The 26,594-nt window shown below is 70.4% G+C and carries 22 protein-coding genes and 1 tRNA gene; 15 read left to right on the forward strand and 8 right to left on the reverse strand.

Annotated elements, in window-relative coordinates; genetic code table 11:
- Positions 1-39 precede the first annotated feature (39 nt).
- The 5 genes from ABH927_RS13625 (at position 40) to ABH927_RS13645 (ending at position 3,453) form a co-directional block, all read left to right on the forward strand.
- Complete coding sequence (locus tag ABH927_RS13625; protein WP_370021409.1) at positions 40-678, forward strand: ACT domain-containing protein; 639 nt, start codon at positions 40-42, stop codon at positions 676-678.
- Positions 678-1,211, forward strand: coding sequence for a peptide deformylase (gene def / locus ABH927_RS13630; protein ID WP_370021411.1), 534 nt, complete (start codon positions 678-680; stop codon positions 1,209-1,211). The genes ABH927_RS13625 and def overlap by 1 nt, the downstream gene beginning before the upstream one ends.
- A 46-nt stretch (positions 1,212-1,257) precedes the next feature.
- Positions 1,258-1,330 (forward strand) — tRNA-Leu (locus tag ABH927_RS13635).
- A gap of 219 nt (positions 1,331-1,549) precedes the next feature.
- Positions 1,550-2,437 (forward strand): Clp protease N-terminal domain-containing protein, encoded by an 888-nt coding sequence (locus tag ABH927_RS13640; protein WP_370021413.1) that lies wholly within the window; start codon positions 1,550-1,552, stop codon positions 2,435-2,437.
- A gap of 44 nt (positions 2,438-2,481) precedes the next feature.
- The gene (locus ABH927_RS13645; protein WP_370021414.1) at positions 2,482-3,453 is read left to right on the forward strand and encodes an asparaginase; all 972 of its coding nucleotides are present in this window, start codon (positions 2,482-2,484) and stop codon (positions 3,451-3,453) included.
- A 21-nt stretch (positions 3,454-3,474) separates the two neighbouring features.
- On the opposite strand, the gene ABH927_RS13650 is transcribed toward ABH927_RS13645, so the two are convergent.
- Complete coding sequence (locus tag ABH927_RS13650; RefSeq protein WP_370021416.1) at positions 3,475-4,953, reverse strand: sensor histidine kinase; 1,479 nt, start codon at positions 4,951-4,953, stop codon at positions 3,475-3,477.
- Between the two features lie 450 nt (positions 4,954-5,403).
- Between ABH927_RS13650 and ABH927_RS13655 the strand changes: the two genes are divergently transcribed.
- From ABH927_RS13655 to ABH927_RS13665, 3 genes are all read left to right on the forward strand, one after another.
- Complete coding sequence (locus tag ABH927_RS13655; RefSeq protein ID WP_370021418.1) at positions 5,404-6,189, forward strand: Bax inhibitor-1/YccA family protein; 786 nt, start codon at positions 5,404-5,406, stop codon at positions 6,187-6,189.
- 189 nt (positions 6,190-6,378) lie between these two features.
- A complete protein-coding gene (locus ABH927_RS13660; protein ID WP_261584456.1) occupies positions 6,379-6,597 on the forward strand; it encodes a DUF4287 domain-containing protein in 219 nt (72 codons plus the stop codon).
- A gap of 106 nt (positions 6,598-6,703) precedes the next feature.
- Positions 6,704-7,114, forward strand: coding sequence for a PPOX class F420-dependent oxidoreductase (locus tag ABH927_RS13665; protein ID WP_370021419.1), 411 nt, complete (start codon positions 6,704-6,706; stop codon positions 7,112-7,114).
- Positions 7,115-7,343: 229 nt separating this feature from the next.
- On the opposite strand, the gene ABH927_RS13670 is transcribed toward ABH927_RS13665, so the two are convergent.
- The 3 genes from ABH927_RS13670 to ABH927_RS13680 all read right to left on the reverse strand — a co-directional run bounded on the left by ABH927_RS13670 (position 7,344) and on the right by ABH927_RS13680 (position 11,269).
- A complete protein-coding gene (locus ABH927_RS13670) occupies positions 7,344-8,564 on the reverse strand; it encodes an acetyl-CoA C-acetyltransferase (protein WP_370021420.1) in 1,221 nt (406 codons plus the stop codon).
- 270 nt (positions 8,565-8,834) lie between these two features.
- Positions 8,835-10,247, reverse strand: a complete 1,413-nt coding sequence (locus ABH927_RS13675; protein WP_370021422.1) for a PQQ-binding-like beta-propeller repeat protein — start codon at positions 10,245-10,247, stop codon at positions 8,835-8,837.
- 47 nt (positions 10,248-10,294) lie between these two features.
- Positions 10,295-11,269 (reverse strand): SGNH/GDSL hydrolase family protein, encoded by a 975-nt coding sequence (locus ABH927_RS13680; protein WP_370021424.1) that lies wholly within the window; start codon positions 11,267-11,269, stop codon positions 10,295-10,297.
- Positions 11,270-11,386: 117 nt separating this feature from the next.
- Between ABH927_RS13680 and ABH927_RS13685 the strand changes: the two genes are divergently transcribed.
- The 4 genes from ABH927_RS13685 to ABH927_RS13700 all read left to right on the forward strand — a co-directional run bounded on the left by ABH927_RS13685 (position 11,387) and on the right by ABH927_RS13700 (position 17,124).
- Positions 11,387-12,757, forward strand: coding sequence for a cystathionine beta-synthase (locus ABH927_RS13685; RefSeq protein ID WP_370021425.1), 1,371 nt, complete (start codon positions 11,387-11,389; stop codon positions 12,755-12,757).
- A gap of 221 nt (positions 12,758-12,978) precedes the next feature.
- Positions 12,979-14,916, forward strand: a complete 1,938-nt coding sequence (locus ABH927_RS13690) for a discoidin domain-containing protein (RefSeq protein WP_370021427.1) — start codon at positions 12,979-12,981, stop codon at positions 14,914-14,916.
- Positions 14,916-15,920 carry a TolB family protein gene (locus tag ABH927_RS13695; protein ID WP_370021429.1) on the forward strand — a complete coding sequence of 335 codons (1,005 nt, stop codon included), beginning with the start codon at positions 14,916-14,918 and terminating at the stop codon, positions 15,918-15,920. The genes ABH927_RS13690 and ABH927_RS13695 overlap by 1 nt, the downstream gene beginning before the upstream one ends.
- Before the next feature lie 64 nt (positions 15,921-15,984).
- A complete protein-coding gene (locus ABH927_RS13700; RefSeq protein WP_370021431.1) occupies positions 15,985-17,124 on the forward strand; it encodes a cystathionine gamma-synthase in 1,140 nt (379 codons plus the stop codon).
- Here the strand turns inward: ABH927_RS13700 and ABH927_RS13705 are convergent.
- From ABH927_RS13705 to ABH927_RS13715, 3 genes are read right to left on the reverse strand one after another with little or no spacing between them, the layout of a single operon-like run.
- Positions 17,121-17,552, reverse strand: a complete 432-nt coding sequence (locus ABH927_RS13705; protein WP_370021433.1) for a hypothetical protein — start codon at positions 17,550-17,552, stop codon at positions 17,121-17,123. The genes ABH927_RS13700 and ABH927_RS13705 overlap by 4 nt on opposite strands.
- A 36-nt stretch (positions 17,553-17,588) precedes the next feature.
- Positions 17,589-19,559, reverse strand: a complete 1,971-nt coding sequence (locus ABH927_RS13710; RefSeq protein WP_370021435.1) for a VWA domain-containing protein — start codon at positions 19,557-19,559, stop codon at positions 17,589-17,591.
- 12 nt (positions 19,560-19,571) lie between these two features.
- Positions 19,572-20,981: a sigma 54-interacting transcriptional regulator gene (locus tag ABH927_RS13715; protein WP_370021437.1), complete on the reverse strand. Its 1,410-nt coding sequence runs from the start codon at positions 20,979-20,981 to the stop codon at positions 19,572-19,574.
- Positions 20,982-21,147: 166 nt separating this feature from the next.
- Between ABH927_RS13715 and ABH927_RS13720 the strand changes: the two genes are divergently transcribed.
- From ABH927_RS13720 to ilvA, 3 genes are all read left to right on the forward strand, one after another.
- The gene (locus ABH927_RS13720) at positions 21,148-22,332 is read left to right on the forward strand and encodes an FIST N-terminal domain-containing protein (protein WP_370021438.1); all 1,185 of its coding nucleotides are present in this window, start codon (positions 21,148-21,150) and stop codon (positions 22,330-22,332) included.
- 2 nt (positions 22,333-22,334) lie between these two features.
- Positions 22,335-23,303: an ROK family protein gene (locus ABH927_RS13725; protein ID WP_370021440.1), complete on the forward strand. Its 969-nt coding sequence runs from the start codon at positions 22,335-22,337 to the stop codon at positions 23,301-23,303.
- A gap of 532 nt (positions 23,304-23,835) precedes the next feature.
- Positions 23,836-25,050, forward strand: coding sequence for a threonine ammonia-lyase (ilvA, locus tag ABH927_RS13730; RefSeq protein ID WP_370021442.1), 1,215 nt, complete (start codon positions 23,836-23,838; stop codon positions 25,048-25,050).
- A gap of 47 nt (positions 25,051-25,097) precedes the next feature.
- Here the strand turns inward: ilvA and ABH927_RS13735 are convergent, their stop codons facing one another.
- Positions 25,098-26,567: a M1 family metallopeptidase gene (locus ABH927_RS13735; protein WP_370021444.1), complete on the reverse strand. Its 1,470-nt coding sequence runs from the start codon at positions 26,565-26,567 to the stop codon at positions 25,098-25,100.
- Positions 26,568-26,594: the final 27 nt, after the last annotated feature.

Raw genomic sequence — 26,594 nt, forward strand, 5'->3', positions numbered from 1 at the left:
CGACGGAGGTGGTTCAGAGTGGGGCTCTACGCTGTAACGGTGATCGGACGGGATCGTCCCGGCGTGATCGCCGAGGTCACGGGGGCACTCGCGGACCGAGGCGCCATCGGCGACTCGTCGATGATCCTTCTGGGCGATTATCTCGCCATGATCCTCGTCATCACGGCCGGCCTCGGTGCCGACCGTCTCGGCGAGGGGCTGACCGGGCGCTTTCCGGGCTACGCCGTCGGCGTCGCCGATCTGGTCGAGACGTCGCTCGTCTCGGCGCACAACGGCGAGACGCACAACGGCGAGACGCACAACGGCGAGACGCACAACGGCGAGACGGTGAGAGCCGCGCGGGAGGTCGTGACGCCGGGCGTCGTGGGGGACGCCCGGCCGATGCGAAGTCCCCGGGGCCTCGGCTTGGTGGAGACCGTGCGAACGGGGCTGGGGTACGTCCTGACCCTCCACGGTCCTTCGCAGGGGGACGTGCTTCCCGTCCTCACCGGACTCCTCGCCGGCTCCGGCTGTTCCATCACATCTCTGATCACCCGGGTCGCGGGAGATCTGCTGGTGCTCGTGGCCGATGTGGAATTGCCGGAGCGGGCCGACGTACCGTCACTTATGCGGGGCATGTCCTCGGCTCTGGATGATCATCGGATCGCCTTCCGGCCCGCCGAGCCGGCGGTGATCTGATGGAGGGTGACAGCCGTACGGCACTGCTGAAGGGGGTGGTCACCGCGCCGCATCCCGTGCTCGTGACGCCCGCGGCTCCGGTGGATCCCACCGACGCCGCAGTGGTCGCCGCCGCAGCCCGGATGCTGGAGGCCATGCGGAGCATCCCCGGATGTCTCGGCCTGACGGCTCCCCAGTTCGGCTTCGGGCAGCGGTTGATGTGCCTCGACGTCTCGGGACACCCGCTGGCTCGATCGTGTTCCGGGGAACTGGTGATCGCCAACCCCGAGGTCGTCGAGGCCGCTCACTGGGAGGTCGCCCGGGAGGGCTGTCTGTCGGTCCCCGGCCTCGTCGCCGAGGTCGCGCGGGCCGGTCTTGTCACGGTCCGCGGTGTACGGCCCGGCACGGGCGAGGCTATGACGATTCACGCCGATGGCTTCGAGGCCCGCTGCGTCCAGCATCAGATCGACCATCTGGACGGTCTACTCTTCCTGGACCGGGTCGCGGGCACCTGGGCCGTTCATGCTGTCCGGAAAGGGGGACAAGCGGCGTAAGGCCTAACCAGTTACAGATGAGTGATCCGTGACATATGATCGCGGCGCCCCCGTAGCCCAATGGCAGAGGCAAGCCCCTTAAAAGGGCTGTTGTGCGGGTTCGAGTCCCGCCGGGGGCACTCGCCTCTGCATTCCCGCTTATAGCCCTGTGACCTGGTCGATTCCGGCACGGGCGGTGTCTCCGTCTCCGCGTGGTGCCGATCGGCCACGGCAAGGCAGTACCCCATCTGTCGCAGCCTTATGCCTGAACTGCGCCAGTTTCTCACGTCCCTTCCGGTCCGCCCCGCCGAAGCCCAGTCGCTGTGGACACGTAACCCCTCTGGGGGTATATACGGGGTATGCCGAAGATAAACGTGTATCTGCCGGATGAGCTGGCCGAGGCGGTCAAGGAGGCGGGCCTGCCGGTGTCGGCCATCTGTCAGCGCGCTTTGGAGCAGGCCGTACGTCGCGTGACCGCCATCAGGGAGGCCGTCGTGGGAGACCTGGAGCTCGACGACCCGGCTGGACGGCTGGCGCACTTCACCGCACGCGCCCGCGCCGTCTTCAAGCTGGCGCTGGAACGGGCGCGGGCCGACGGCTCGCCGAGTGTCGGTACGGAGCACCTTCTCGCCGGGATGCTCGCCGAGGGCGGCAATCTGGCGCTTCATGTGCTGCGCGCCGTGGAGGTCGATCCCGACTTGGTGGGGCGCGACCTCGCCCGCCAGGCTCCCACCCAGTCCGAGCCCGCGGAAGAGGGCGCGGAAGAGGGCGCGGAAGGCGACACCGTGCGGCAGTTCAGCGGGGCCGCGGCCAACGTCCTGGAACTGGCGGTGACGGAGGCGCAGACCCTCGGGCACAACTACGTCGGCTGTGAGCACCTGCTGCTGGGGCTGATCATCGAGCCGGACGGCACGGCGGGGCAGATCCTGCGCGCCCGGGGCGCGGAGCCGCGGCTGACCCGCCGAGCCGTCGTCGCGGCCCTCGCGGGTTACGTCCACCTGCGGGCGCAGACCCAGGGCGCCATCCCGGCGTACGGCACCGCGAGCGAAGCCGCCGGCGCCAAGACAACCGCCACAGCCGAAGACACCACGCCTGCCACCGCCACGACGGGCACCGCCACGCAGGCCGCGACCGCGGCGGTCCTGGGGCAGGTCGCCGCCGTCGTTCGCCAGGAGCTGGAGCCCCTCACCGAACGCATCCGACGCCTCGAAGAGCACGCCGGCATCCCCGCGGACCCGGCCACCTGAGCGAAGGCCGACGGCAGGGACGGATCAGGGAAGGGATCGATGTGGTGAAGCGTGTGCTGCTGCTGGCGACTGGAGACACGATCGCGCACTCGTCCGGGCCCGGCCGTGCCGCAGTGGCGTCCGGGGCCGGCCTGCTGGAGACCATCCCCGCTGACGCGCCGGCGGCGGACGTGGTGGTCGAGGATGTGATGGCCGAGCCGAGCTGGGACATGTCGCCCGCCACCATGCTGCGGCTGGCCCGCCGGGCGAGGTCCGCCATTCTCGACGACGGGTTCGACGGGGTCGTGGTGACACACGGGACCGACACCATGGAGGACACCGCGTTCCTGACCGACCTGCTCGCGGGACCGGCGGCGCGGCGGGGAGCGATCGTGCTGACCGGCGCCATGCGGGCGCTCGACGACCTGTCCAGCGACGGCCCCCGCAATCTGGCGTCGTCCATCGCCGCCGCCGCCGATCCCGCGCTCCGGGGCGCCGGGGCGGTCGTCTGCGTGAACGACGAACTGCACGCGGCCCGCTGGGTGACCAAGGTCGACGCCGCGAGCGTGTCGGCGTTCTCCTCGGCGCCCCATCCGATCCTGGGCCGTGTGATCGGGCGGCGCGTCGAGATGCCGGCCGTACCGCCGTCAAGACCGCCCGATCCGGAGGGAGAGCCGGAATCGCACGTCGCGCTGATCAAGACCTATCCCGACATGGATCCGGTGCTGCTCACGGCGGTCGTGGACGCGGGGGCGCGGGGTGTGGTCCTGGAGGGAACCGGCCTGGGGAACGTGCCCGTCACGCTGCTCTCCACAATCGCCGAGCTGTCGGACTGGGACATCCCCGTGGTCGTCGCCTCACGGTGCCGGACGCGGGAGGTTCCGCTCGACGACCTGCCGCTTGGCACGGGGCTCGCCGCCAGGGTGGGCGCGATCGGAGCGCGCGGACTCGCGCCCGTGAAGGCTCGCGCGGCGCTGATGGTCGCCCTCGGCGCCGGAGGCCGCGACGCCGTACGCGACTGGTTCGGCATGCTGTGACCCGTTGATCAAACCCGACGGTCAGACTCGGTGATCAAACCCGTTGATCGGACCCGCCGATCCGGATGTCAGCGCGTGTGAGTTCACGGGAGAGTTGCCCAGAGGCAGGTTCAGCACGAAGCGTGCGCCGCCGCAGGGCGACTCGCCGACCCGCAGGGTGCCCTGGTGGGCCTTGGCGATGTCCTGGGCGATGGCCAGGCCGAGCCCGGTGCCTCCGCGGTCGCGGCTGCGGGCCGCGTCGAGCCGGGTGAACCGCTCGAAGATCCGCTCTCGCTGGCACGGCGGGATTCCGGCGCCGTCGTCACTGACCGAGAGCTCGGCGTCGCCGCCGTTGAGGTGTACCTCGACCCGGACCGAACCCCTGGCGTGCCGCTGGGCATTGTCGAGCAGGTTGGTGAGCAGCCGGCCGATGTGGGAGCGGACGGCGCAGACCGTCACCCCCGACTGCAGCCGCAACTGCACCTTCACCCGGTCGTTCCGCCGCAAGACCTCCTCCTCGACCAGCTCCGCCAGGTCCACCGGCTCCCTCTCGGTGAACTTGTTCGCGCCGACCCGGGCGAGCAGGAGGAGGTCGGTGATGATCGCCTGTAGCCGGTCGACGTCCGACAGGGCCCGGTCGAGCAGCTCCCGCAGATCGGTCTCGTCCGGATGCAGCTGCGCCTCCTCCAACTGGGCGCGCAGCCCGGCGAGGGGCGTGCGCAGCTCGTGCGAGGCGTCCGCGGCGAACTGGCGCTGCTGCTGAAGGGTGAGCTCGGTCACCTGCTTCGCCCGCTCTATCCGCCCCAGCGTGCTGTTGACCGTCTGCGCGAGCCGGGCGATCTCGTCATGGCCGGAAGGTTCGGCTACCCGGTTGCCGACGTCGTTGACGTTGATCGCGGCCAGCTCGGACCGGATGTCCTCCACGGGGCGGAGAGTGCGACCTGCGATCTTCCAGGTTCCCCACATCGTGAGCATGATCAAGGCAGCCACCTCCGCTGCGAATATCGCGTTCAAGACCCCGGACGAGCCCGTCCCCCCCGAAGGACGCCCCGCGTACACGACGAGGGAGTCAGCTGCCGGCTCGACCCTGAGGGCCGAGACGTGCAGGCATGTCTTCGGGTTGGTCAGGCAGGTCCGCAGGTCCTGCTGTGGACGATTGGGTTGCGGCCGAACCGAGGCCAACGGCGGCATGGCCTTGGCCGCGGCCGACGACGCGACGACGCGATGATCGGGCGTCACGACCTGGACCAGGTGAATGCCGGCGACGCGCGGCACGATCGGGTCGGCCAGCTGTCCGAGGCGTGCGGCCGCGGCGGTCAGCGTGGCCTGCTCACGGGTGTCCAGCCACGTGGCGTCGCCCGCTCCCTGGCGGACGACCATTTCACTGAGCAGGCCCATCGGGATCAGCAGCGCCACGGCGAGCACGGTCACGAAGACGGTGATCCGGCCGCGGATCGACCGGGGGCGCAACCGCGTCAGAGACGAGCAGACGCGCTTGGCGAGATTACGGATGGTGTCCACGACGCGCCCCCTCTCACAGGACCATGTCCCCGTTGGCCTGAGGTGCGGCGAGAGATCGTGATGCTGCTCTGTCTCCGTACGCCAGGTCGGCCGGATTATCGGACAAGTTGTCGGACGGGGCCTCTCACGGTCTCCGTACGGCGGGCTCTCGCGGGATTGTCTCCTCGGGCGGAGCCGGCCGCCTTTCGTCCACGAGCACCACGGTAGCACTAGAATTGAACGACTCAAGTAAAAGAATCGTCCCAGTCTTGCGTCGTGGAGCCATACATTTCGCCGAGGGTGTCCTCGAAGAAGACGTGCCGCCCCTGGAAGGGCGGGGAACTCGCACCCCGGGCTGATCGTTGGAGCGGGTGGTGGAGTGGCGAAATCCCTTGCCGGGGCCGTCACGCCCCGGGCACCATCCCGATATGAGCCGCGCAAGAGGCTGACAAGTCGCGTCCTGGAGGCACGATGGAGAGCAGGAACCCCATATTCAGCCGGCGTGGGACGGCCGGTCAGCAGGCATGGTCCACGCCGGCGCCGAGCGTGCAGCAGTTGAACGACATGTACGGCGCGCCGTCGTACGCCCCGCCGTCCGAGCGGACGATGACGATCGACGACGTCGTCGTGCGCGGCTCCATGACCCTCGGCACGCTGGTCGTGTCCGCGGCCCTGGCGTGGTACTTCGACGTCGGCCTTGGCGTCGCGGTCCTGGCGGGGATCGTCGGCCTCGTGCTCGGGCTGATCGTCTCCTTCCGCCAGAGCACGAACCCCGCCCTCATTCTCGGCTACGCGGTCGCCTACGGCATCGCCATCGGTGCGCTGAGCCAGGCGTACGAGGCCCGGTTCAACGGCATCGTCGTGCAGGCCGTCCTCGGCACGATGGTCGCCTTCGGCGGCACCCTGGCCGTCTACGCGTTGAAGATCTTCCGGCCCACGCCGAAGTTCACCAAGTTCGTGATCGCGGCCGGCTTCGGCGCCCTTGGGCTCGTGCTCATCAACTGGATCGCGAGCATCTTCGTCACGGGCGGCCTCGGCCTGCGGACGGACAGCCCCGTCGGCTGGATCTTCAGCGTGGCGATGATCCTGCTGGGCTGCTTCTTCCTGCTCCTCGACTTCGCCGAGATCGAGCGGAGTGCGCGGGCTGGCGTTCCGGAGCGCTACTCCTGGCTGATGGCGTTCGGCCTGACGCTGAGCCTGGTCTGGCTTTACCTGGAGATCCTCCGGTTCATCAGCTACTTCACGAACAACGACTAGCGTCCGTCGCCGGAAAGAGCGCTCTTCCTCGCCGAAGAGCGCTCTTTTTCTGCGCTATAGCAGGACATCGCGGCTCCGCGCGTAACTTTTGATCAACTTAACGTAACGAATCGATGTCTGCCAGGGTCTTGTCAATCACGGGCGCGTGATGCACTGTGACACAAAGCAGCCTTATCCGTGGAGGTGCCCATGTCGTTGAACCACTCACCGGAGACACAGAACAAGCTGATCGCACGCGTCCCGTCCATCACCGGCCGCGACCTCCCAGAGTGGTTCCAAGCCATCGACAACGGCCCATCGTTTCTGCGGTGCGAAGAGAGGGCCAACTGGCTCGCCGACGAACACGGGCTGAGCCACGGCTACGCCGCCGCCATCGTTCTCGAGCACGAACGGCGCCGTCGCTTCTGACGACACAGCTTCTGACGACAGCTTCTAACGACAGCTTCAGCGACACAACGGACACACAGGACACACTCGCGCCCGCGCCGCACCGGTGCGGGCGCATCATTGTCTTATGGATCTCGATAAGGCGCGTGAGTTCGTCAAGGACAACCACCGCGCGGTCATGCTGACCTGGCACGCCGACGGGCGGCCGCAGATGTCCCCGGTGACCGTTGGCCTCGACAAAGACGGATATGTCGTCATCAGCAGCCGTGAAACGGCGATCAAGACCCGCAACAGCCGCAAGAACCCCCAGGTGCACCTGACGGTGATGACCGACGCCTTCTATGGCCCCTGGATCCACATCGAGGGCCAGGCGGAGGTCGTTTCGCTGCCGGAGGCGATGGACCAGTTGGTCGACTACTACCGGGGCGTCAGCGGCGAGCACCCGGACTGGGACGACTATCGCGCGGCAATGGTCCGGGACAAGCGGGTCATCATCCGTGTCACCCCCACCCGCGCCGGCCCCGACTACCAGGGCTGACCCAAACCCTCCTCGGTCCCGCCCCCACCCCCACCTTGGTGGTGATCATGCACACCTTCCCCTGCACCTCACCCAGCCTGCCTCTTCTTGGTGCGTGATCATGCACGAGCATGATCACGGCCAGGTTTGGGCCGGTGAGGTGGCCGTCCAGGAACTTGTGCATGATCACCACCAGCGAGGCGGGCGTCCAGGAACTTGTGCATGATCACCACCATTGAGGGTGGGGACTCTAGGACAGGCGCTCCAGGACCATGGCCATGCCCTGGCCGCCCCCGACGCACATGGTCTCCAGACCGATCGACTTGTCGTGGAACCGCAGGCTGTTGAGGAGCGTCGAGGTGATGCGCGCCCCGGTCATGCCGAACGGGTGGCCCACCGCGATCGCGCCGCCGTTCACGTTGAGCCGGTCGATGTCGATGCCGAGCTCCTGGTAGGACGGGATGACCTGGGCGGCGAACGCCTCGTTGATCTCGACGAGGTCGATGTCGCCGATGGACATCCCGGCTCGGGCGAGCGCCTGCTTCGACGCCTCGACCGGCCCGAGGCCCATGATCTCGGGGGAGACGCCGGTCACGCCGGTCGAGACGATCCGCGCGAGCGGGGTGATGCCCAGCTCGGCCGCCTTGGTGTCGCTCATCACGATCACGGCGGCGGCGCCGTCGTTCAGCGGGCAGCAGTTGCCCGCGGTCACCGTGCCGTCGGGGCGGAAGACCGGCTTGAGCTGGGACACCGCCTCGTAGGTCGTGCCGGCCCGCGGGCCGTCGTCCTTACTCACCACCGTGCCGTCGGGCAGGGTCACCGGCGTGATGTCGCTCTCCCAGAAGCCGTTGGCGATGGCCTTCTCCGCCAGGTTCTGCGACCGCACGCCGAACTCGTCCTGCTCCTGCCGCGAGACGCCCTTCAACGCGGCGACGTTCTCCGCCGTCTGACCCATGGCGATGTAGACGTCCGGCAGCGCGCCGTCCTCGCGGGGGTCGTGCCAGACAGGCGCGCCGCCCTCCGCCGCCTTGTCGGTGCGGCCCTTGGCGTCCAGGAAGAGCGGGTTGGTCGTTCCGGGAAGGGAGTCGGAGCTGCCCGTGACGAACCGGGACACCGTCTCCACGCCGGCGGAGATGAACACGTCACCCTCGCCCGCCCTGATCGCGTGGAACGCCATCCGGGTCGTCTGCAGCGACGACGAGCAGTAGCGGGTGATCGTGGTGCCGGGCACGTTGTCCAGGCCGAGCAGCACGGACACGACCCGGCCCATGTTGTAGCCCTGCTCGCCGCCCGGCAGGCCGCAGCCCAGCATGAGGTCGTCCACGTCGTTCGGGTCGAGCTGCGGCACCTTGGCGAGCGCGGCGCGGACCATCTGGACGGTCAGGTCGTCGGGACGGATGTCCTTCAGCGATCCCTTGAAGGCGCGGCCGATCGGCGAACGCGCGGTCGCCACGATCACTGCCTCGGGCATGTCACTCTCCTGCCTGGTTGCCGGCCACCACGCGCAGAGTTCGGGCGGCCCTCCTCCGCAGGAGGTTACCCCTCGGTACGGCTCCCGCCACGCCCAGGCCCCCACAAAACAGAACTTTGTACCGGAGCCGCGCCCCTAGCCCATCTCACCCAAGGCGAGGGCACCATAAACGCTCGGGGCGCGGGTTGCTCTTCTGAGGCCAACCCGTGTGCGAGGGCCTCAAAGGCGCCCCGAGCCCGCCGCGCCGGAGGCGCGGCAATCGAACACTGCTCAGCCGTACATGCCGGGAGTGGTTGCGGTGCCGTCGTTGACGGCGTGCAGGGCGCCCTTCTCGTCGCGCCAGAGGCGCCAGCCGTTCTGGCTGCCGGTGAACCAGGCGGGCGGGGGCGTGGAGGAGCTGATCCGCCTCCCGGTGGCGAGGTCGAACTCGCAGAGCGCGGCGATGGAGTAGAACCCGGGGGTCATCCCCGTGAGTGACAGGGGCTTGGGGTCGGTCACGCAGAACGACCAGCCGCTGGCGCCCTTCACCGGGGTGGGCTCGCCTGTCGTCAGGTCGAAGGCGGAGCCGGGGGCGCCGCGCTTGAGAAAGCCTAGTTTGTCCATGGCGTTCGGGAAGGCCAGCCACCAGCCCGAGCCGGGCACCTGGGTGGGCGTGATCTGACCGAGGACGCGCCCGGTCTCCCCGTCGAGCCGGGCGAACCCGCCGTACTGTCCCTGCTCGTCGACCGGCCGGACCACGGGCGCGAACGCCGGGTTCCCGCTGGGGTAGACGCGGACGACCGAGGGGCGCATCCAGTCCACCACGCCGTCGTTGAGCTGCACGGAGAACAGGCCGAATGTCGAGGTCTGCTTGGTCTGGGGGTTGGTGTAGGGGGCGACATAGCCCACCAGATTGTCCCCGGTCGAGCCGAAGGCCCATCCTCCGGACAGGTCGACGCCGGGGCCGAGCGCCTGCTCGATCGGGAGCTGCCAGATGACCTTGCCGTTCTTCAGCGAGTGGGCCTCCAGCACGGGGTGGGAGGCGAGCCGGAGCATGACGACGCGGGTGGGATCGGACCATTCCACCTCGGCGATGCCGGGCAGGTTCCACAGGGTCTTGCCGGTCTGGGGCTCCAGGACGACGACGCGGGCGGACGAGAGCGCGGTGTTCTCGGACAGGCAGACGTACGGCCCGCAGCGCTGGGGCCCGAAGGTCGACTCGACGGGGCGGGTCCACCGCTGCCGCCCGGTGCGGGCGTCGCGGGCGACCAGCGTCGCCTTCGATTTGCCCGCTGAGTCGCCCGCCGAGCCGGTCGCCGAGTTGCCCGCCGAGCCGGCGCCCGCCTTGGCGGGGTCGACCGCCACGACGACGGCCTGGCCGGCCCCGGTCTCGACGGTCGCGGGGGCTTGCACGCCCATGCCGGGGAGCCGCCCGACCATCGTCGCGGGGGAGGACCAGAGCTTCTTGCCGGTGGACAGATCGAGGGCGACGGTCTCCAGGGTGCCGCCTGACGTCATCGAGGTGGCCGCCGCGACGCCGGCGGCCGCGGTGGCCCGGCTGACCGCGTTGACCTGGGCGTTCTGCCAGGCGTGCTGGTCGTCGTCGTGGGCGGCGTCACTGCCGGAACAGCCGGTGAGGACGCCGCCGGCGACCAGGGTCGCCGCGGCGAGCGCCAGAGCGGGTTTCGCGTGAGGCCGTGTCATGTCACTCCTACAGGGGGTGATGGACAGGCCGCGAAGGGTGACCGGCTCTAGCCGCTCGGCATCGGCCCAGGCCTCCGGCGAAGCAGCGCCGCCCACCGTCCATGGGGGCCGACCGCCCGGCCGGCGACGCGGGTCGCGGTGACCTCGGTGCCGGGTTCCTCCACGGCCATTGCCGCCAGAAGGTATTGCGATCCTTCGACGCGCGCGGGTTCCGGCTCGGGCCACAACTCCAACGCAGCGCATACAGACGGTAGCACTGCGTACGCGGCTTGTAGGTAACCTCGGGCAGATGGATGAAAACGATCAGGTCCGAACATCTCGGCCGGGTTGGTCTCGAACTCCGGTCCGAGGAGGTCGGCGAAGGCCACCGTCCTGCCGCCGGCGTCGATGACCGCGACGGTCTGCGCCGCCGCGAGCTGGCGCGACCACCGCCGGGTGACCCAGCGGAGCGGCTGGGGGAGGGGCCTGACGGTCCCCAGGTCGGGGCAGGTCCCGACGACGACCTCCGCTCCCTCTTCCCGGAGCCTCCGCACGGCCTTCTGCAGGTGCCGTACGGCACGGGCCGGGAGGGTGGCGGTCGTGACGTCGTTGGCGCCGACGAAGACGACGGCGATCTCCGGCCGGGCCTCGATGGCCTTGTCCACCTGGACCCCCAGCTCGGCGGAGGCCGCGCCGGACTGGCCGAGGACGCTCAGCCGTACCGGACGCTCGGCGACGGCGGCGAGGCCGCGCGCGATGATCACGGCCGGGGTGTCGGCCGGGTCGGTCATGCCGAGTCCGACGGAGGTGGAGTCCCCGAGCACCACCATGCGGATCGGCTCGCCGGGGAAGTCGCCGTAGAGCCCGTCGGCCGGCGGGCCGTCCAGGCCGTGCGGCTGCCCGACGATCCTGCGGGCGACCATGGCCTCGGCCATGAGCAGGCCGTACGTGACGGCTCCCAACGCGGTCAGGCCGCCTCCACCCAGCGCGGCGGCGGTGGCGATGCGGCGGGCGGCGCGCGCCGCGCCGGACGTCCAGATCACCCGCTCTCTCCCTGTGACGGTACGGTTTGAAATGAGAAACAGCCGGTCCCGGCCACCCCCACGGGATCGGCGGCTGGCAGGCTGACAAAGCTTAAGTTAACCAAGGTGGTCTTCGCGGTGCGCGTACACGACTCGCTGATCGAGCTGATGGGCAACACCCCGCTCGTCCGGCTGCGCAAGGTGGTGGCGGGCGCGCCCGCCCAGGTGCTGGCCAAGGTGGAGTACTTCAATCCGGGCGGTTCGGTGAAGGACCGGATCGCGGTGCGGATGATCGAGGCCGCCGAGCGGAGCGGCGCTCTCAAGCCCGGCGGCACGATCGTCGAGCCCACCTCGGGCAACACCGGTGTGGGGCTGGCGATCGTCGCGCAGGAGAAGGGCTACCGCTGCCTGTTCGTGTGCCCGGACAAGGTGGCCCAGGACAAGATCGCCGTGCTCAGGGCGTACGGCGCGGAGGTCGTGGTGTGCCCGACCGCCGTCTCCCCGGACCACCCGGACTCGTACTACTCGGTCTCCGACCGGCTGGCCCGCGACACGCCCAACGCGTGGAAGCCCGACCAGTACTCGAACCCCGAGAACCCGGCGAGCCACTACCACTCGACCGGCCCGGAGATCTGGGAGCAGACCGAGGGCAGGGTCACCCACTTCGTCGCCGGGGTCGGCACGGGCGGCACGATCAGCGGCACCGGCAAGTATCTCAAGGAGGTCTCCGGCGGCCGGGTGAAGGTCATCGGGGCCGACCCGGAGGGCTCGGTCTACTCGGGCGGCAGCGGCCGTCCCTACCTGGTGGAGGGCGTCGGCGAGGACATCTGGCCGGCGACCTACGACACCACGATCTGCGACGAGATCATCGCGGTCTCCGACAAGGAGTCCTTTGGCATGACCCGCCGCCTCGCCCGCGAGGAGGCCCTGCTGGTCGGCGGGTCGTGCGGCATGGCCGTGGTGGCCGCGCTCCGGGTCGCCCGGGCCGCCGGGCCGGACGACGTGGTGGTCGTGCTGCTGCCGGACAGCGGCAGGGGCTACCTGTCGAAGATCTTCAACGACGAGTGGATGGCCGACTACGGCTTCCTGACGACGTCGAGCGACGAGGGGCTGATCGGCGACGTGCTGAGCCGAAAGGCGCCCGGTCTGCCGGAGTTCGTGCACGTCCACCCGCATGAGTCGGTCGGCACGGCCATCGCCGCCATGCGGGAGTACAGCGTGTCGCAGCTTCCGGTCATGAAGGAGGAGCCGCCCGTCATGGCGGCCGAGGTCGTCGGCTCGATCGTCGAGCGCGATCTGCTGGAGGGCCTCTACCGGGGCAGGCTGCACTCGGACGACCCGATCGGTAACCACATGTCCGCGCCGCTTCCCATGGTCGGCTCGGGCGAGCCGGTGGCCCGCGCGGTGGAGGCGCTGGAGAAGGCCGACGCCGCCGTGGTGCTCGACGACGGCAAGCCGGTCGGCCTCCTCACCCGGCAGGATCTGCTGACCTTCCTTGCGGGCCGCTGAAGCTCGGGTGAACGTTAGGAAACCTTCCTAACGAAAGTTGACATCGTGGGAGGCGCTTGCCACGATGCCGGGTAACGGCTTGGCGCGGCGTCCAGGACTCCACGAGGACGTGACGCGCTCAGTGAGATCTGCCCCGGCCGTCTAGGGAGTGCCCGGCGTCGCCTCGCGCGTCGTCGGACGCGCCCCGGTCCGTCGTGGTCTCTCACCCCCAGGAGACAGCCGTGTCCCCACTCTTCCGCCGAAACCGGTACGGCGCAGCCGCCGCAGCCGGAGTGCTTCTCGCCGGTGTGCTCACCGGTCTCACCGGTCTCACTGTCACAGCCGAGCACGCCGACGCCGCCGAGACCCTGCTGTCGCAGGGCAAGCCGGCGACGGCCTCCTCGGCCGAGTCCTCGTCCTACGCCGCGTCCTACGCGGTGGACGGCAACACCACCTCGACCCGGTGGGCGTCCGCCGAGGGCCACGACCCCGAGTGGCTGAGCGTCGACCTCGGCGCCGCCTTCTCGATCTCCCGCGTCAAGCTGTACTGGGAGGCCGCCTACGCCAAGGCGTACCAGGTGCAGACGTCCACCGACGGCACCGCCTGGACGACCGTCTACTCCACCACCACGGGAGACGGCGGCACGGACGACCGGACCGGCCTGTCGGGCACCGGGAGGTACGTCCGAGTCCTCGGCACCGCCCGCGGCACGTCCTACGGCTACTCCCTCTACGAGGTGCAGGTGTACGGCGAGGCCGGGGCCACGCCCAGCCCGAGTCCGAGCCCCAGCCCGAGCCCCAGCCCCAGCCCGAGCCCCAGCCCGAGCCCCAGCCCGAGCCCCAGCCCGAGCCCCAGCCCCAGTCCCAGTCCGAGCCCCAGCCCCAGTCCCAGTCCCACGCCGACGGTTCCGGCGGGCGGTGACTACCAGGCCGAGAACGCGACGCTGTCGCAGGCGGCGGTGTTCACCAACCACACCGGATACACCGGCACCGGGTTCGTCGACTACGTCAACGTGGCGGGCGGGTCCATCGAGTGGACGGTGAACGCGGCCACGGCGGGCAACGCGACGCTCGCCTTCCGGTACGCCAACGGCACCACGGCCAACCGGCCGGTGGACATCGCGGTCAACGGGACGGTCGTGGCGAGCCTGGTCTTCCCGCCGACCGCCAACTGGGACACCTGGGCGACGGCGAGTGCCGTGGCGGCGCTGCCCGCCGGGACGAGCAAGATCCGCGCCACGGCGACCGGCGCCGCCGGCGGCCCGAACGTCGACAAGCTCACCGTGACCCCCGGTGGGGCCTCGCCGTCCCCCTCGCCGTCTCCCTCTCCCTCGCCGTCTCCTTCCCCGTCTCCTTCACCGTCGCCCAGCGGGCCGGGTGGCGCGTTCACGGTCGTCGCGGCAGGTGACATCGCGGCACAGTGCACGGCCTCATCGAGTTCCTGCGCCCACCCCAAGACGGCGGCGCAGGTCCAGGCGATCAACCCGGACTTCGTCCTCACGATGGGCGACAACCAGTACGACGACGGCACGATCGCCGATTTCCGCAATTACTACGACACCTCGTGGGGCAAGTTCAAGAGCAAGACGCACCCGGCGGCGGGCAACCACGAGAGCTATGACCCCGCCGGGTTCGAGGCGGGCTACAAGTCCTACTTCGGGGCGATCGCGTTCCCGGCCGGCAAGAGCTACTACAGCTTCAACCAGGGCAACTGGCACTTCATCGCGCTCGACTCGAATATCTTCGACCAGACCGCGCAGATCGACTGGCTGAAGGCCGACCTCGCGGCCAACACCAAGGGCTGCGTCGCCGCCTACTGGCACCACCCGCTGTTCAGCTCCGGCGAGCACGGCAACGACCCGGTCAGCAAGCCGGTCTGGCAGATCCTGTACGCCAACAAGGCCGACCTGATCCTCAACGGCCATGACCACCACTACGAGCGGTTCGGCCCGCAGAACCCCTCCGGCGCGGCCGACCCCAACGGCCTGGTCGAGCTGCTGGGCGGCATGGGCGGCGCCGACCCGTACCAGATCGTCAACGTCCAGCCCAACAGCCAGTTCCGGCTGAGCGGCGCGTACGGCGTGGCGAAGCTGACGTTCACCGACACCACCTACTCCTGGCAGCTCATCGGCACCGACGGCAAGGTCAAGGACTCCAGCCCGACCTACACCTGCCACTGATGCAGATCTCCGCGACCCGGCGACCTGTGCGCCGGGTCCTGATCCTGGTCGCGGCCGTCATCGTGCTCGCCACGGTGGCGGCCGCGTACACGGCCATCGCGGCCAGGCGTCACCCACAGCCCGTGGCGCGGGCCCTGGATCTCGCTACGGCCGGCCGGCTGCTGTTCGTGTCGGGCGGCCGGGTGGCGTCCGCGCCCCTGGGCGGCGGCTCGCCGGGGACGCGGACGGTGAGCGGCACGACCTGCCAGCGGTTCTACGCGGCGGCGGGCACCGGCCTCTGCCTCGTGGTCACGACGGGCCCGGTGCCCGCGACGTACGCGAAAGTCCTCGACCGCTCGATGAGGGAGGTCCGGCGGATCCAGACCGCCGGGGTCCCGAACCGCGCCCGCGTGTCGGCCAGCGGGCGCATGGTGTCGTGGACGGTCTTCGTCGCAGGGGACTCCTACAACCAGGGCGGGTTCTCCACCTGGACCGGAATCCTCGACACCAGGACCGGCTACGCCGTACCGAACATGGAGAACATCCAGCTCTACATCGACGGCAGGCGCTACCGCTCGCCGGACGTGAACTACTGGGGCGTCAACTTCGCCGCCGACGACAACCGCTTCTACGGGACCGTCTCGACCAGGGGAAAGACCTACCTGATCGAGGGCGACTACGGGAAATGGGAGGCGCGGGCCCTGCGGGAGAACGCCGAGTGCCCGTCGCTGTCGCCCGACGGCACCCGCCTGGTCTTCAAGAAGCGGGTCCGGCCGGGCCCCTGGCGGCTGTACGCGCTCGACCTGGCCACGATGAGGGAGACGCCGCTCGCGGAGCCGGAGAGCGTCGACGACCAGGCGGCCTGGCTCGACGGCGACACGGTCATGTACGGCAAGCGGGGGTCCGTCTGGGCGGTCCCCGCCGACGGGACCGGCGCTCCTCGCCTGCTCCTCACCGGGGCCTCCTCGCCCGTCGCGGTCGGCCCGGCACAGCCGGTCGCGGCGGTACGGCACAGCCGGCAGTGACGGGTACGGCACGGCCGGGGCGGGTCGCCGGGAGCACGGCGGCCCAGCGGCTACGCTCGTCCTCATGAACGAAGGCTTCGAGACGCTCGCCATCCACGCTGGTCAGGAGGCGGACCCCTATACGGGCGCGGTGGTGCCGCCCATCTACGCCGTGTCCACCTACAAGCAGGACGGCGTGGGCGGCCTGCGGGCCGGATACGAGTACAGCCGCTCGGCCAACCCGACCAGGACGGCGCTGGAGGAGGCCCTGGCCGCCGTCGAGGGCGGCGCGCGCGGGCTGGCGTTCGCGTCCGGCCTGGCCGCCGAGGACACGCTCCTGCGCACCGTGTGCAAGCCGGGCGACCACGTCCTCATCCCGGACGACGCGTACGGCGGCACCTACCGGCTGTTCGCGAAGGTCCTGGAGCGGTGGGGCCTGGCCTTCGACCCGGTCCCGGTCGGGGATCTTGACGCCGTCCGCGCCGCCGTACGGCCCGGCACCCGGGCGATCTGGGTGGAGACCCCGACGAACCCGCTGCTCGGCATCGCCGACATCGCCGGGCTCGCGCAGATCGCCCACGAGGCGGGCGCGCTGCTGCTGGTCGACAACACGTTCGCCTCGCCGTACCTGCAGCAGCCGCTGGGGCTGGGCGCCGACGTGGTGGTCCACTCGACGACCAAGTACGTCGGGGGGCACTCGGACGTCGTCGGCGGCGCCCTGGTGACCGGTTCGGCGGAGCTGGGGGACCGGCTCGCCTACCACCAGAACGCGATGGGCGCGGTCGCCGGGCCGTTCGACGCGTGGCTGACCCTGCGCGGCCTCAAGACGCTGGGCGTCCGGATGGACCGGCACTGCGACAACGCCGAGCGCGTGGTCGACCTGCTGCTGTCCCACGAGAAGGTGTCCCAGGTGCTCTACCCGGGGCTGCCCGAGCACCCCGGCCACGAGGTCGCCGCCAAGCAGATGAGGCGCTTCGGCGGGATGGTCTCGTTCCGGGTGGCCGGCGGCGAGGAGGCGGCCGTCGAGATCTGTAACCGGACCAGGCTGTTCACCCTCGGGGAGTCGCTCGGCGGCGTCGAGTCGCTGATCGAGCACCCCGGCCGGATGACCCACGCCTCGGCCGCGGGGTCTCCCCTGGAGGTCCCCGCCGACCTCGTCCGCCTGTCCGTCGGCATCGAGACGATCGACGACCTCCTCGCGGACCTGTCCTCCGCTTTGGGCTAGGGGTTGAAGAAGACCATCAGGAAGAGGATGACGAGCCAGATCAGGGCGGTGACGCCGGAGAGAGCGGCGATCCGCCCGGTCTGCATCCTCGCGTCGTCCTCCCGGCTTTCGGTGGTCAGCGCCAGGATGGCACTCCGCTGATCACGGTCGATGATCACCAGCAGCACCGCCGCCACGATGAACAGCGTCATCGAGGCCGACAGGTACGGCTTGGCGAGCGCGCTCCGGCCCAGGAGCAGCCCGAAGAGGAACACGCCGAGCGTGAGCAGGCCGAAGAGCCGGGTCGACCGGCTCAGGTAGCGGAGGACGTTGACGTCACGCGCCCGGATGTAGCGGGGCGTGACGCTTGTCACCGCCGTCAACGGGCCGATGGCGAAGATCGCGAAGCCTATGTGCAGCCACAGCAGCAGCTTGTCGGGAAACGACATGGGCCTGAGGTTATCGCCTGATTGATCGGATCGGCCTCACTTGCGCCGTCTGGCTCGCAGGAAGTCGCTGACGACGTACTCGCCGAGGCGTTCGGCGCTGGGGGCGAACACCCGTCCCCCGTTGCGCCGGGCCACCTCGTCGACGAAGTCCCGCAGCCGCTCGTCGGCCGCCAGCATGAACACGTTGAGGGTCGCCCGCCGCCGGGTCATCTTGTCCACTTCGGCGAGCGTCAGCTCCAGAGTCTCCGCCGACGGCGGCCAATCGAAGCGCGGCACGCCGTTGCGCATGAGGTGAGCGGTGGGCTCGCCGTCGGTGACCACGAGGACCACGGGCTCGAAATCCGGGTGCCGGTCGAGGTGACGGCCCGCGATGAGCAGCGCGTGATGCAGGTTGGTGCCCTGGACCATGTCCCATTCCAGGCCGGCCAGCTCCTCGGCCTGGAGTACCCGGGCGTAGTTCGAGAACCCGATGATCTGCACCGCGTCCTGGGGGAACTTCGTGGCCACCAGCGCCTGGAGCGCCAGCGCGGTCTGCTTGGCCACCGCCCACGTGCCGCGCAGGGCCATCGAGTACGACAGGTCGACCAGAAGGCACACGGCCGCGGCGGTCCGCCGTTCGGTCTCCGCCACCTCGAAGTCGTCCACGGACAGCTCGACCCGCGCGGGCGTGCCGGTCAGAGTTCCAGTACGGCTCCCGCCGCGTCGCACGCCGTTGACCACGGTCCGCACGACGTCGAGGGGCTGCTCGTCGCCGAACCGCCAGGGCCGGCTCGCCCCCGTGAGCTCGCCGGCCGTCCCCGCGTCCCGCTGGTCGTGGTCTCCGCGGCGGCCCGCTTCGAGCGACGAGAAGACCCGCCGGAGGGCGGTCTCGCCCAGGCGGCGGACCGCCTTGGGGGTGAGCTCCAGCTTGCCGCGATGGCGCCGGAGGTAGCCCTGGGCCTCCAGCTCCCGCTCGACCTGCCGCAGGGCCTCCAGGTCGTCCACGGCGGAGCGGCCCAGTGCCCGCCGGATGGCGTCCTCATCGACGTCGTCGAGCCGGGCGCCCGGATAGTCCTGCCGGAGAGAGGTCTCCAGATCGCCCAGGTCGGCCAGGTCCTGAAGCGCCGTCACGGCGTCGCCCATGCCCATCGGGTCCTCACCGGAGACCCGTTCGGGAGTTCCCCAGGCGAGGTCGGGGCGACGGGAGTAAAGGGCGTCCCCGAGGCGGCGCATCTGCTCGGCGAGCCCGGCCTGCTCCAACGTCTGGTCGATCAGCGCGGCCAGCTCCTCGCGCTGCTCCGGCGTCAGCGAGGCCAGCAGCCGCTGAGCCGCCGCCGCTCGCCGGGCCAGTGTGTCGACCAGCTCCTCCAGGTTCCGGGGATTCTCGGGGAACATCTCCCCATATTTCTCCATGAACCGGTCGAAATCCTGCTGCGTGTGCTCGCCTCGCGAGTCACGGTCCAGCATGTCGTTGAGGTCGGACATCATCTGGCGGACCCGCTCCATCGCGGCCGGGTCGGGGTTGGCCAGCGCGTCGCGCATGCCGCGGAACTGGCTGTCCAGCACCTCCCTGCGCAGCAGATCGCGCAGCTCCTCGAACGTCTGCCGGGCGGCGGCCGAGCGCCAGTCGTAGGAGCTCAGCTCCTGGATGGCCCTGGCCGTGTCCGAGGGCAGCGCGTCGAGCGCCGCCTCCCGGAACCGGGCGTCGTCGGAGGGATCCGGGAACAGTTCCGAGCGCTCCTGGCCGATCGCCTTGTCGAGCAGGGCGCGGGCCCGCTCCAGCGTCCCGTCGAGCCGCGTGTTCTCCCGCAGCTCACGGCGGCGCTGCCGTACCTGGCGGAGCAGGTCGTCCAGGCCGCGCCGGTCCGGGGCGCCCGGCAGGCCGCGCTTCAGCAGGTCCCGCAGGGCGTCGAGCGGAGTCGAGCCCGACAGGATCGCGTCGCCCATGTCGTCGAGCGCCGAGCGCACGTCGTACGGCGGAGCCAGCGGATCGGGCCCGTCGTCATATGCGCCGTACCGGTAAGCCATCTATTTACGCCCTCATGTCCGGTAGACCGCTCCGCCCGCCAGCTCGTCCTTCGACAGGCGGCGCATCAGGTAAAGCCCCTCCAGGGCGAACTCCAGCGCGGCGGCGGCGTGGCCGGGGGACTCGTCGCCCTCGCCCATGCCGAGCCGCGACATCATCTTCGACAGGCCGTCGACCTTGCCGACGCGGCGCAGCAGCTCGGTGGCCGGGACGAGCTCGCCCGACTCGACCTGGACGCCTTCGGAGAACTTGTCGAGCAGCGGCGTCAGGTCCATCCCGCCCAGGGACCCGCGGAACGTCTCGGACGTCGCCCGGCGCAGCAGATGGGCCAGCACCTCGATCTCCCGGCCCTCCTCGCTGACCTCGAACTCGACCTTGCCGCGCAGCGTGTGAACCACGCCGGGCAGGTCGCACACCCGTGTCACCGGCCGTTCCTCGCCGGACAGCGCGGCCCGCCGTACGGCTGACGCGGCGGCGGTCTCGGCGGCGGCGATGGAGAAGCGCGCGGAGACGCCGGAACGGGAGTCCACGGCGGTCGACTCGCGGACGAGCCGGGTGAACCGGGCGATGACCTCCAGCAGGTGGTCGGGGAGATCGGCCCCCAGCTCGGACAGCGCGGCCTCCTGCCGGATCAGGACCAGCTCGTCCTCGATCGACAGCGGGTAGTGGGTGCGGATCTCCGCTCCGAACCGGTCCTTCAGCGGCGTGATGATGCGGCCGCGGTTGGTGTAGTCCTCGGGGTTCGCGCTGGCGATCAGCAGGATGTCCAGAGGGAGCCGCAGGTTGTAGCCCCGGACCTGGATGTCCCGCTCCTCCAGCACGTTGAGCAGCGACACCTGGATCCGCTCGGCCAGGTCAGGCAGCTCGTTGACCGAGAACACGCCCCGGTTCGTGCGGGGCACCAGGCCGTAGTGGACGGTCTCCGGGTCTCCCAGCGTGCGCCCCTCGGCGATCTTGATGGGGTCGACGTCGCCGATCAGGTCGCCGACCGAGGTGTCCGGAGTGGCCAGCTTCTCGCCGTAGCGGTCGTCACGGTGCTTCCAGGCGACCGGAAGGCCGTCGCCGAGGTCGGCGGCCAGCCGCAGGCACCGCACGCACACCGGGTCGTAGGGGTGGTCGTTGATCTCACAGCCGGCGACGACCGGCGACCACTCGTCGAGCAGCTCGGTGACCGTGCGGATGAGCCGGGTCTTGCCCTGGCCGCGCTCGCCGAGCAGCACCAGGTCGTGGCCCGCGATCAGGGCCCGTTCGAGGTGCGGCAGGACCGAGTCGTCGAAGCCGACGATGCCGGGAAACCGGGGCTCGCCGGCGCGCAGCCGCGCCAGCAGGTTCTCCCGGATCTCGGCTTTGACCGTCCGGTGGACGTGTCCACTCTCGCGCAGTTCACGCAGAGTGCTGGACGCAGGCGCGGGCGATTTGTGCACGCTGTCGAGACTACGTCCCCATAGTGGGATCCGGCATCCCGGTTGGCCGGATCCGGATTTCGGATCTTCACCATCGTGTGACGCATCGTGTGCGTTGTTGTCCGCGTAGTGGGGAGAATCGGCAAGAAGGACTACTCCCAACTGAGGGGGCGAGACGATGGCGGTAATGACGAGCCGCTTCGCCGACGGTCTCGCCGTGGGGACCAACCTGGTGGACACCGCCGAGGCCGCGATCCGCCAGGCGCTGGCCGGCCTGTCCGGCCCGCCTGACCTGGTGTGCTTCTTCATCTGCGGCGACGATCCCGACGACGTCGGCCGCGCGGGACAGCGGGCCATGGCCATGGTGCCGGGCGCCCACGTGATCGGGTGCAGCGCGACAGGCGTGATCGGGGCCGGGCAGGGAGTGGAGCTGCAGCCCGCGGTCAGCGCCTGGGCCGCGTCCCTCGGCGACACGAAGATCACCACATTCGCCCTGGAGACTCTGCGCGCGGACGACAGGTTCGTGGTCGTCGGCCTCCCCGAGCGCGGCGCCGACGATCAGGTGGCCATCCTGCTCGCCGACCCCTACAGCTTCCCCACCGACGCGTTCATCGAGCACTCGAGCGAGGCGCTGGGCAGCCTCCCGATCATCGGCGGCCTGGCCAACGGCCTGCAGGGCCGCGGGTCGGTACGGCTGTTCGCCGACGGGGAGATCCACGAGGAAGGGGCGATCGGAGTGGTCCTCGGCGGCCCGGTTAGCATCGGGACCGTGGTGAGCCAGGGATGCCGTCCGATCGGGCCGTCCATGGTGGTCACCCGCGCGGAGGACAACCTGCTTCTCGAGCTCGCCGGCCAGCCGGCCCTCGCCCGCCTGGAGGACATCGTCAGCGCCCTCGACGAGGACGACCGCGAGCTGGTCGCCTCCGGGTTACAGATCGGCGTCGCCATGGACGAGTACGCCGAGCGCCACGAGCGCGGCGACTTCCTCATCCGCGGGGTGCTCGGCATCGACCCGGAACGGGAGGCCGTCGCAATCGGTGACGTGCTGGAGGTCGGCAGGACCGTCCGCTTCCAGGTCAGGGACGCCGAAACCGCCGACGAAGACCTCTACGAACTGCTCGACGCCCACGTGGAGCGGGCCGGCCGGGTCGACGGCGCCCTGCTGTTCTCCTGCAACGGCCGCGGCTCGGCGATGTTCGGCTCCGCCGACCACGACGCGCTCGCCGTACGGGACACACTCGGCCCCATAGGCGTCGCCGGGTTCTTCGCCGCGGGCGAGGTCGGCCCTGTCGGGGGCCACAACCACGTCCACGGCTTCACCGCATCCATACTGGTGTTCTCCTCGCAGGCGGCTCCGGCCGCGGGAGCGTGAAAGTGGCAGACCTGGTGCTGGCCGTCGACATCGGCGGGACGAAATTCGCGGCGGGCCTCGTCGGGCCGGACGGGGAGCTGGTGTCCTCGGCCCGGGCCACCACCCCTCCTGACGGTGACGCCGAGAGCCTGTGGGAGGCGCTCGACGCCCTGCTCGACGGCCTCGGCGCCCCCGAGGACGTGACCGGCGTGGGGATCGGCTGCGGCGGCCCCATGACCTGGCCGTCCGGCGAGGTGTCACCGCTCAACATCACCGGCTGGCGGGGCTTCCCGCTCCGCGAGCGGATCGCCGCCCGGTTTCCCGGCCTGCCGGTCCGCATCCACAACGACGCCATCTGCCTCGCCATCGCCGAGCACTGGCGCGGAGCCGGCCAGGGAAGCGACAACATGCTCGGCATGGTCGTCTCCACCGGCGTCGGAGGCGGGCTCATCCTCGGCGGCCGCCTCATCGACGGCGGAACCGGCAACGCCGGCCACATCGGGCACGTGGTCGTCGAGCCCGAAGGGACACCGTGCCGCTGCGGCAGCCGTGGCTGCCTGGAGGCGATCGCCCGCGGCCCAGGCCTCGCCGAATGGGCCCTCGAGCAGGGCTGGACTCCGGGGGCCCGCGCCGACGAAGGCGAGGGCCTCTACCAGGAGGCCGCCACCGCCACCGCACGCAGGCTCGCCGGCGACGCCGCCGCCGGAGACCCGATCGCGCTGGCCGCCATGACCCGCGCCGGGCGCGCGCTCGGCCTCGCCATCGCCTCCGCCACCAACCTGTGCGACCTCGACGTGGTGACCGTCGGCGGCGGGCTCTCCCAGGCCGGGCCGCTGCTCTTCGACCCCCTCGAAAAGACGCTACGCGAGCACACGCGCATGGATTTCGCCGGGCGGGTCCGGGTGGTCCCCGCCTCACTCGGCCAGGACGCCGGACTCATCGGCGCCGCCGCCCTCGTCCTCGCCGCAGACAGGTACTGGTCGCCTGCTTGATTGCCGCGCCTTCGGCGAGGCGGGTTCGGGGCGCCTTTGAGGCCGCGTCTTCCCTCGTCGCTCGGGGTCGCTCGTTCCTCGCTCCCCACTCGACTCCTCAGTCCAGACACCGCCGCGTCCCTCTGCGTCTAATTGCCGCGCCTTCGGCACGGCGGGTTCGGGGCGCCTTTGAGGCCGCGTGGTCGTGCCGGAGGCGCGCGATGAGCACGGCCCTCATCGCTCGGGTCGCTCGTGCCTCACTCCCCACTCGCTCCTCAGTCCAGACACCGCCGCGCCCCTCTGTGTCTAATTTGCCGCGCCTTCGGCACGGCGGGTTCGGGGCGCCTTTGAGGCCGCGTCTTCCCTCGTCGCTCGGGGTCGCTCGTTCCTCGCTCCCCACTCGACTCCTCAGTCCAGACGCGGCCGCGCCCCTCGCACACGGGTTGGCCGCGGAAGAGCCACTACCGCGCCCCCTCGCGGATGGGGTGGGCTCGGGGAGCGATCGCTGGGTCCCTTGCGTTCATGGTGTTGGTGATCCTGGGAAGATGGCCTCATGGCTGTTCCACAGGTGACGTACGACGATGTCGTCGCCGCACGCGAGCTCCTCAAGGGCGTAGCAGCCCAGACTCCGGTTGTGCACTCCCGCGTGCTGTCGGAGACGGTCGGGGGTGCGGTCCACCTCAAGTGCGAGAACCTTCAGCGGTCCGGGTCGTTCAAGGTCCGCGGGGCGTACGTGCGCATCGCCCGGCTGACCGACGAGGAACGGGCGCGAGGCGTGGTCGCCGCCAGCGCCGGCAACCACGCGCAGGGCGTGGCGCTCAGCTCTGGGCTGCTCGGCGCCAAGTCCACCGTCTACATGCCGGAGGGCGCGCCGCTGCCGAAGGTCGAGGCGACCCGGGCGTACGGCGCGGATGTCATCTTCGCCGGGCACACGGTTGACGTGGCGCTCCAGGCGGCCCGGGAGCATGCCGACAGGACCGGCGCGGTCTTCATCCACCCGTTCGACCACCCTGACGTCGTCGCCGGCCAGGCCACGATCGGGCTGGAAATCCTGGAGCAGCTTCCCGACGCGGCCACGATCGTGCTGCCGATCGGCGGCGGCGGGCTGGCCGCCGGGGTCGCGCTCGCCGTGAAGTCACTGCGGCCGGGGATCAGGGTTGTCGGAGTTCAGGCCGAGCGCGCCGCCGCCTACCCGGAGTCGCTCGCGGCCGGGCATCCGATCATGGTGGAGCCCTCCTCGACGATGGCGGACGGGATCGCGGTGGGCAGGCCCGGCGAGCTGCCGTTCGAGCTGATCCACTACCTGGTGGACAGGGTGGTCACCGTCTCGGAGGAGTCGCTGTCGCGGGCGCTGCTGCTCTGCCTGGAGCGCTCGAAGCTCGTCGTAGAGCCCGCGGGGGTCGCCGGGGTGGCCGCGCTGCTCGACCAGCCGCACGCCTTCGAGCCGCCCGTGGTGGCGGTGCTCTCAGGCGGCAACATCGACCCGCTGCTGCTCGCCCGGGTCCTCCGGCACGGCCTCGCCGCCGCCGGGCGCTACCTGGCCTTCCGGATCCGGCTGGCGGACCGGCCGGGCGCCCTCGCGTCGCTCCTCGGCAGGCTGGCCGAGCTCGGGACCAACGTGCTCGACGTGGTCCACGAGCGGGTCGGCGCCCGCCTGCACCTCGAGGAGGCGGAGGTCCTGCTCCAGTTGGAGACCAGGGGTCCGGCGCACTGCGACGAGGTGCTGAGCGCGCTCAGGCGCGACGGCCACAAGCTGATCTTCTCCTGAGCCCCGATCCCGAGCCCCGATCCCGAGCCCCGATCCCGAGCCCCGCGTCAGGTCACCGGCGCGGGACGCCGGGGCTGGTACAGCCAGGCGTCGAAGAGGCCGTCGAGCTTCTTGCCGGACATGTGCTCGGCCAGCGCGACGAACTCCTCGGTGGTGGCGTTGCCGTACCGGTGGGCGGCGGTCCACTTCTTCAGCAGCGCGAAGAACGTCGCGTCGCCGATCTCCCTGCGCACGGCGTGGAGGGTCATCGCCCCCCGCGTGTAGACCGAGCCGTTGAACAGGTCGGTCCGCTGGGCCCGGCCGGGCGGGACGTTCCAGATCGGGTCGAGGTTGTTCGCGTAGTAGGACCGGAACAGCGCGTCGGCGGTCTGGCCGCCCCGGTGCTCCGACCAGAGCCACTCCGCGTAGGTCGCGAAGCCCTCGTTCAGCCACAGGTCCTTCCACCGCGTGATGCTCACGGAGTCCCCGAACCACTGGTGGGCCAGCTCGTGGGCGATGATCCCGGTGTCGGGGGTGAAGCCGCCGTAGATGGGTTTCGTCTGGTTCTCCAGGGCGTATCCGGCGGAGTAGTTGTCCACCACGCCGCCCGTCGAGGAGAACGGGTAGGGCCCGAACATGGTCGTCCAGTAGTCGGTGATCTTCGCGGAGGCCGTGTAGAGGTTGTCGAGCGAGCCGTGGAACGCCGGATCGACGGCCGCGTAGACGGGGATCCCCAGGTCGCTGGTGCCGGTGCGGACCTCGAATTTTCCGGTGGTCATCGTGGCCAGGTAGGTCGCCATGGGGTGCTTCTCGCGCCAGGCGAACGTCGTCCTGCCGTCGCTCGTCTTCGGCTGGGCGTCCATCTCGCCGTTGGCGATCGCCGTCAGCCCCTCGGGCACTGTGATCTTGAAGTCGTAGGTCGCCTTGTCCGACGGGTGGTCGTTCGACGGGAACCAGGTCTTGGCCCCGTTGGGCTCGCAGGTGACGAACGACCCGTCCGTGGTCGCGATGAACCCGTAGGTGCCCAATCCGGCGTAGTTGCGCACGGGGTCGGGCACGCCCGCGTAATCGACCGTCACGTCGAACCGGGCGCCGCTCTTGATCCGCCCGGGGGCGGTGACGGTCAACTCGTCCTCGCGCCGGCCGAACTGGGCGACCGCGCCGTTGACCGTCACCCGGCTCACGGTGAGCCCGTGCAGGTCGAGGTCGAAGGCGGTCAGATCCTGTACGGCTCTCGCCCGGATGGCAGCGCTGCCTTCGAGCCGCTTGGACGCCGGGTCGTAGGAGAGTTTCAGGCCGTAGTGGTCGACGTCGTAGCCGCCGTTGCCGTCCTGCGGGAAGTCGGAGTCGCCGACTCCGGGAGCGCCCACCGTGTCCCCGGCAGGCAGGGCCTTGACGCCTCCCGAGGCCGCGTCAAGGGTGGGCGCAGCCGCGGCGGCCGCTCCCTCGGACGCCGAGCAGGCCGTCGCGAGGCCCAGGAACGGGGCGATCAGGGAGACGGCGGTGGTCAGCGTTGTCGCGAATCGGTGAGCAGCCATATGTCAAGCCACCTTACGTGAGGTGGG

The organism is Planotetraspora sp. GP83 (genome assembly GCF_041262585.1).
Lineage (GTDB): Bacteria > Actinomycetota > Actinomycetes > Streptosporangiales > Streptosporangiaceae > JAOEGB01.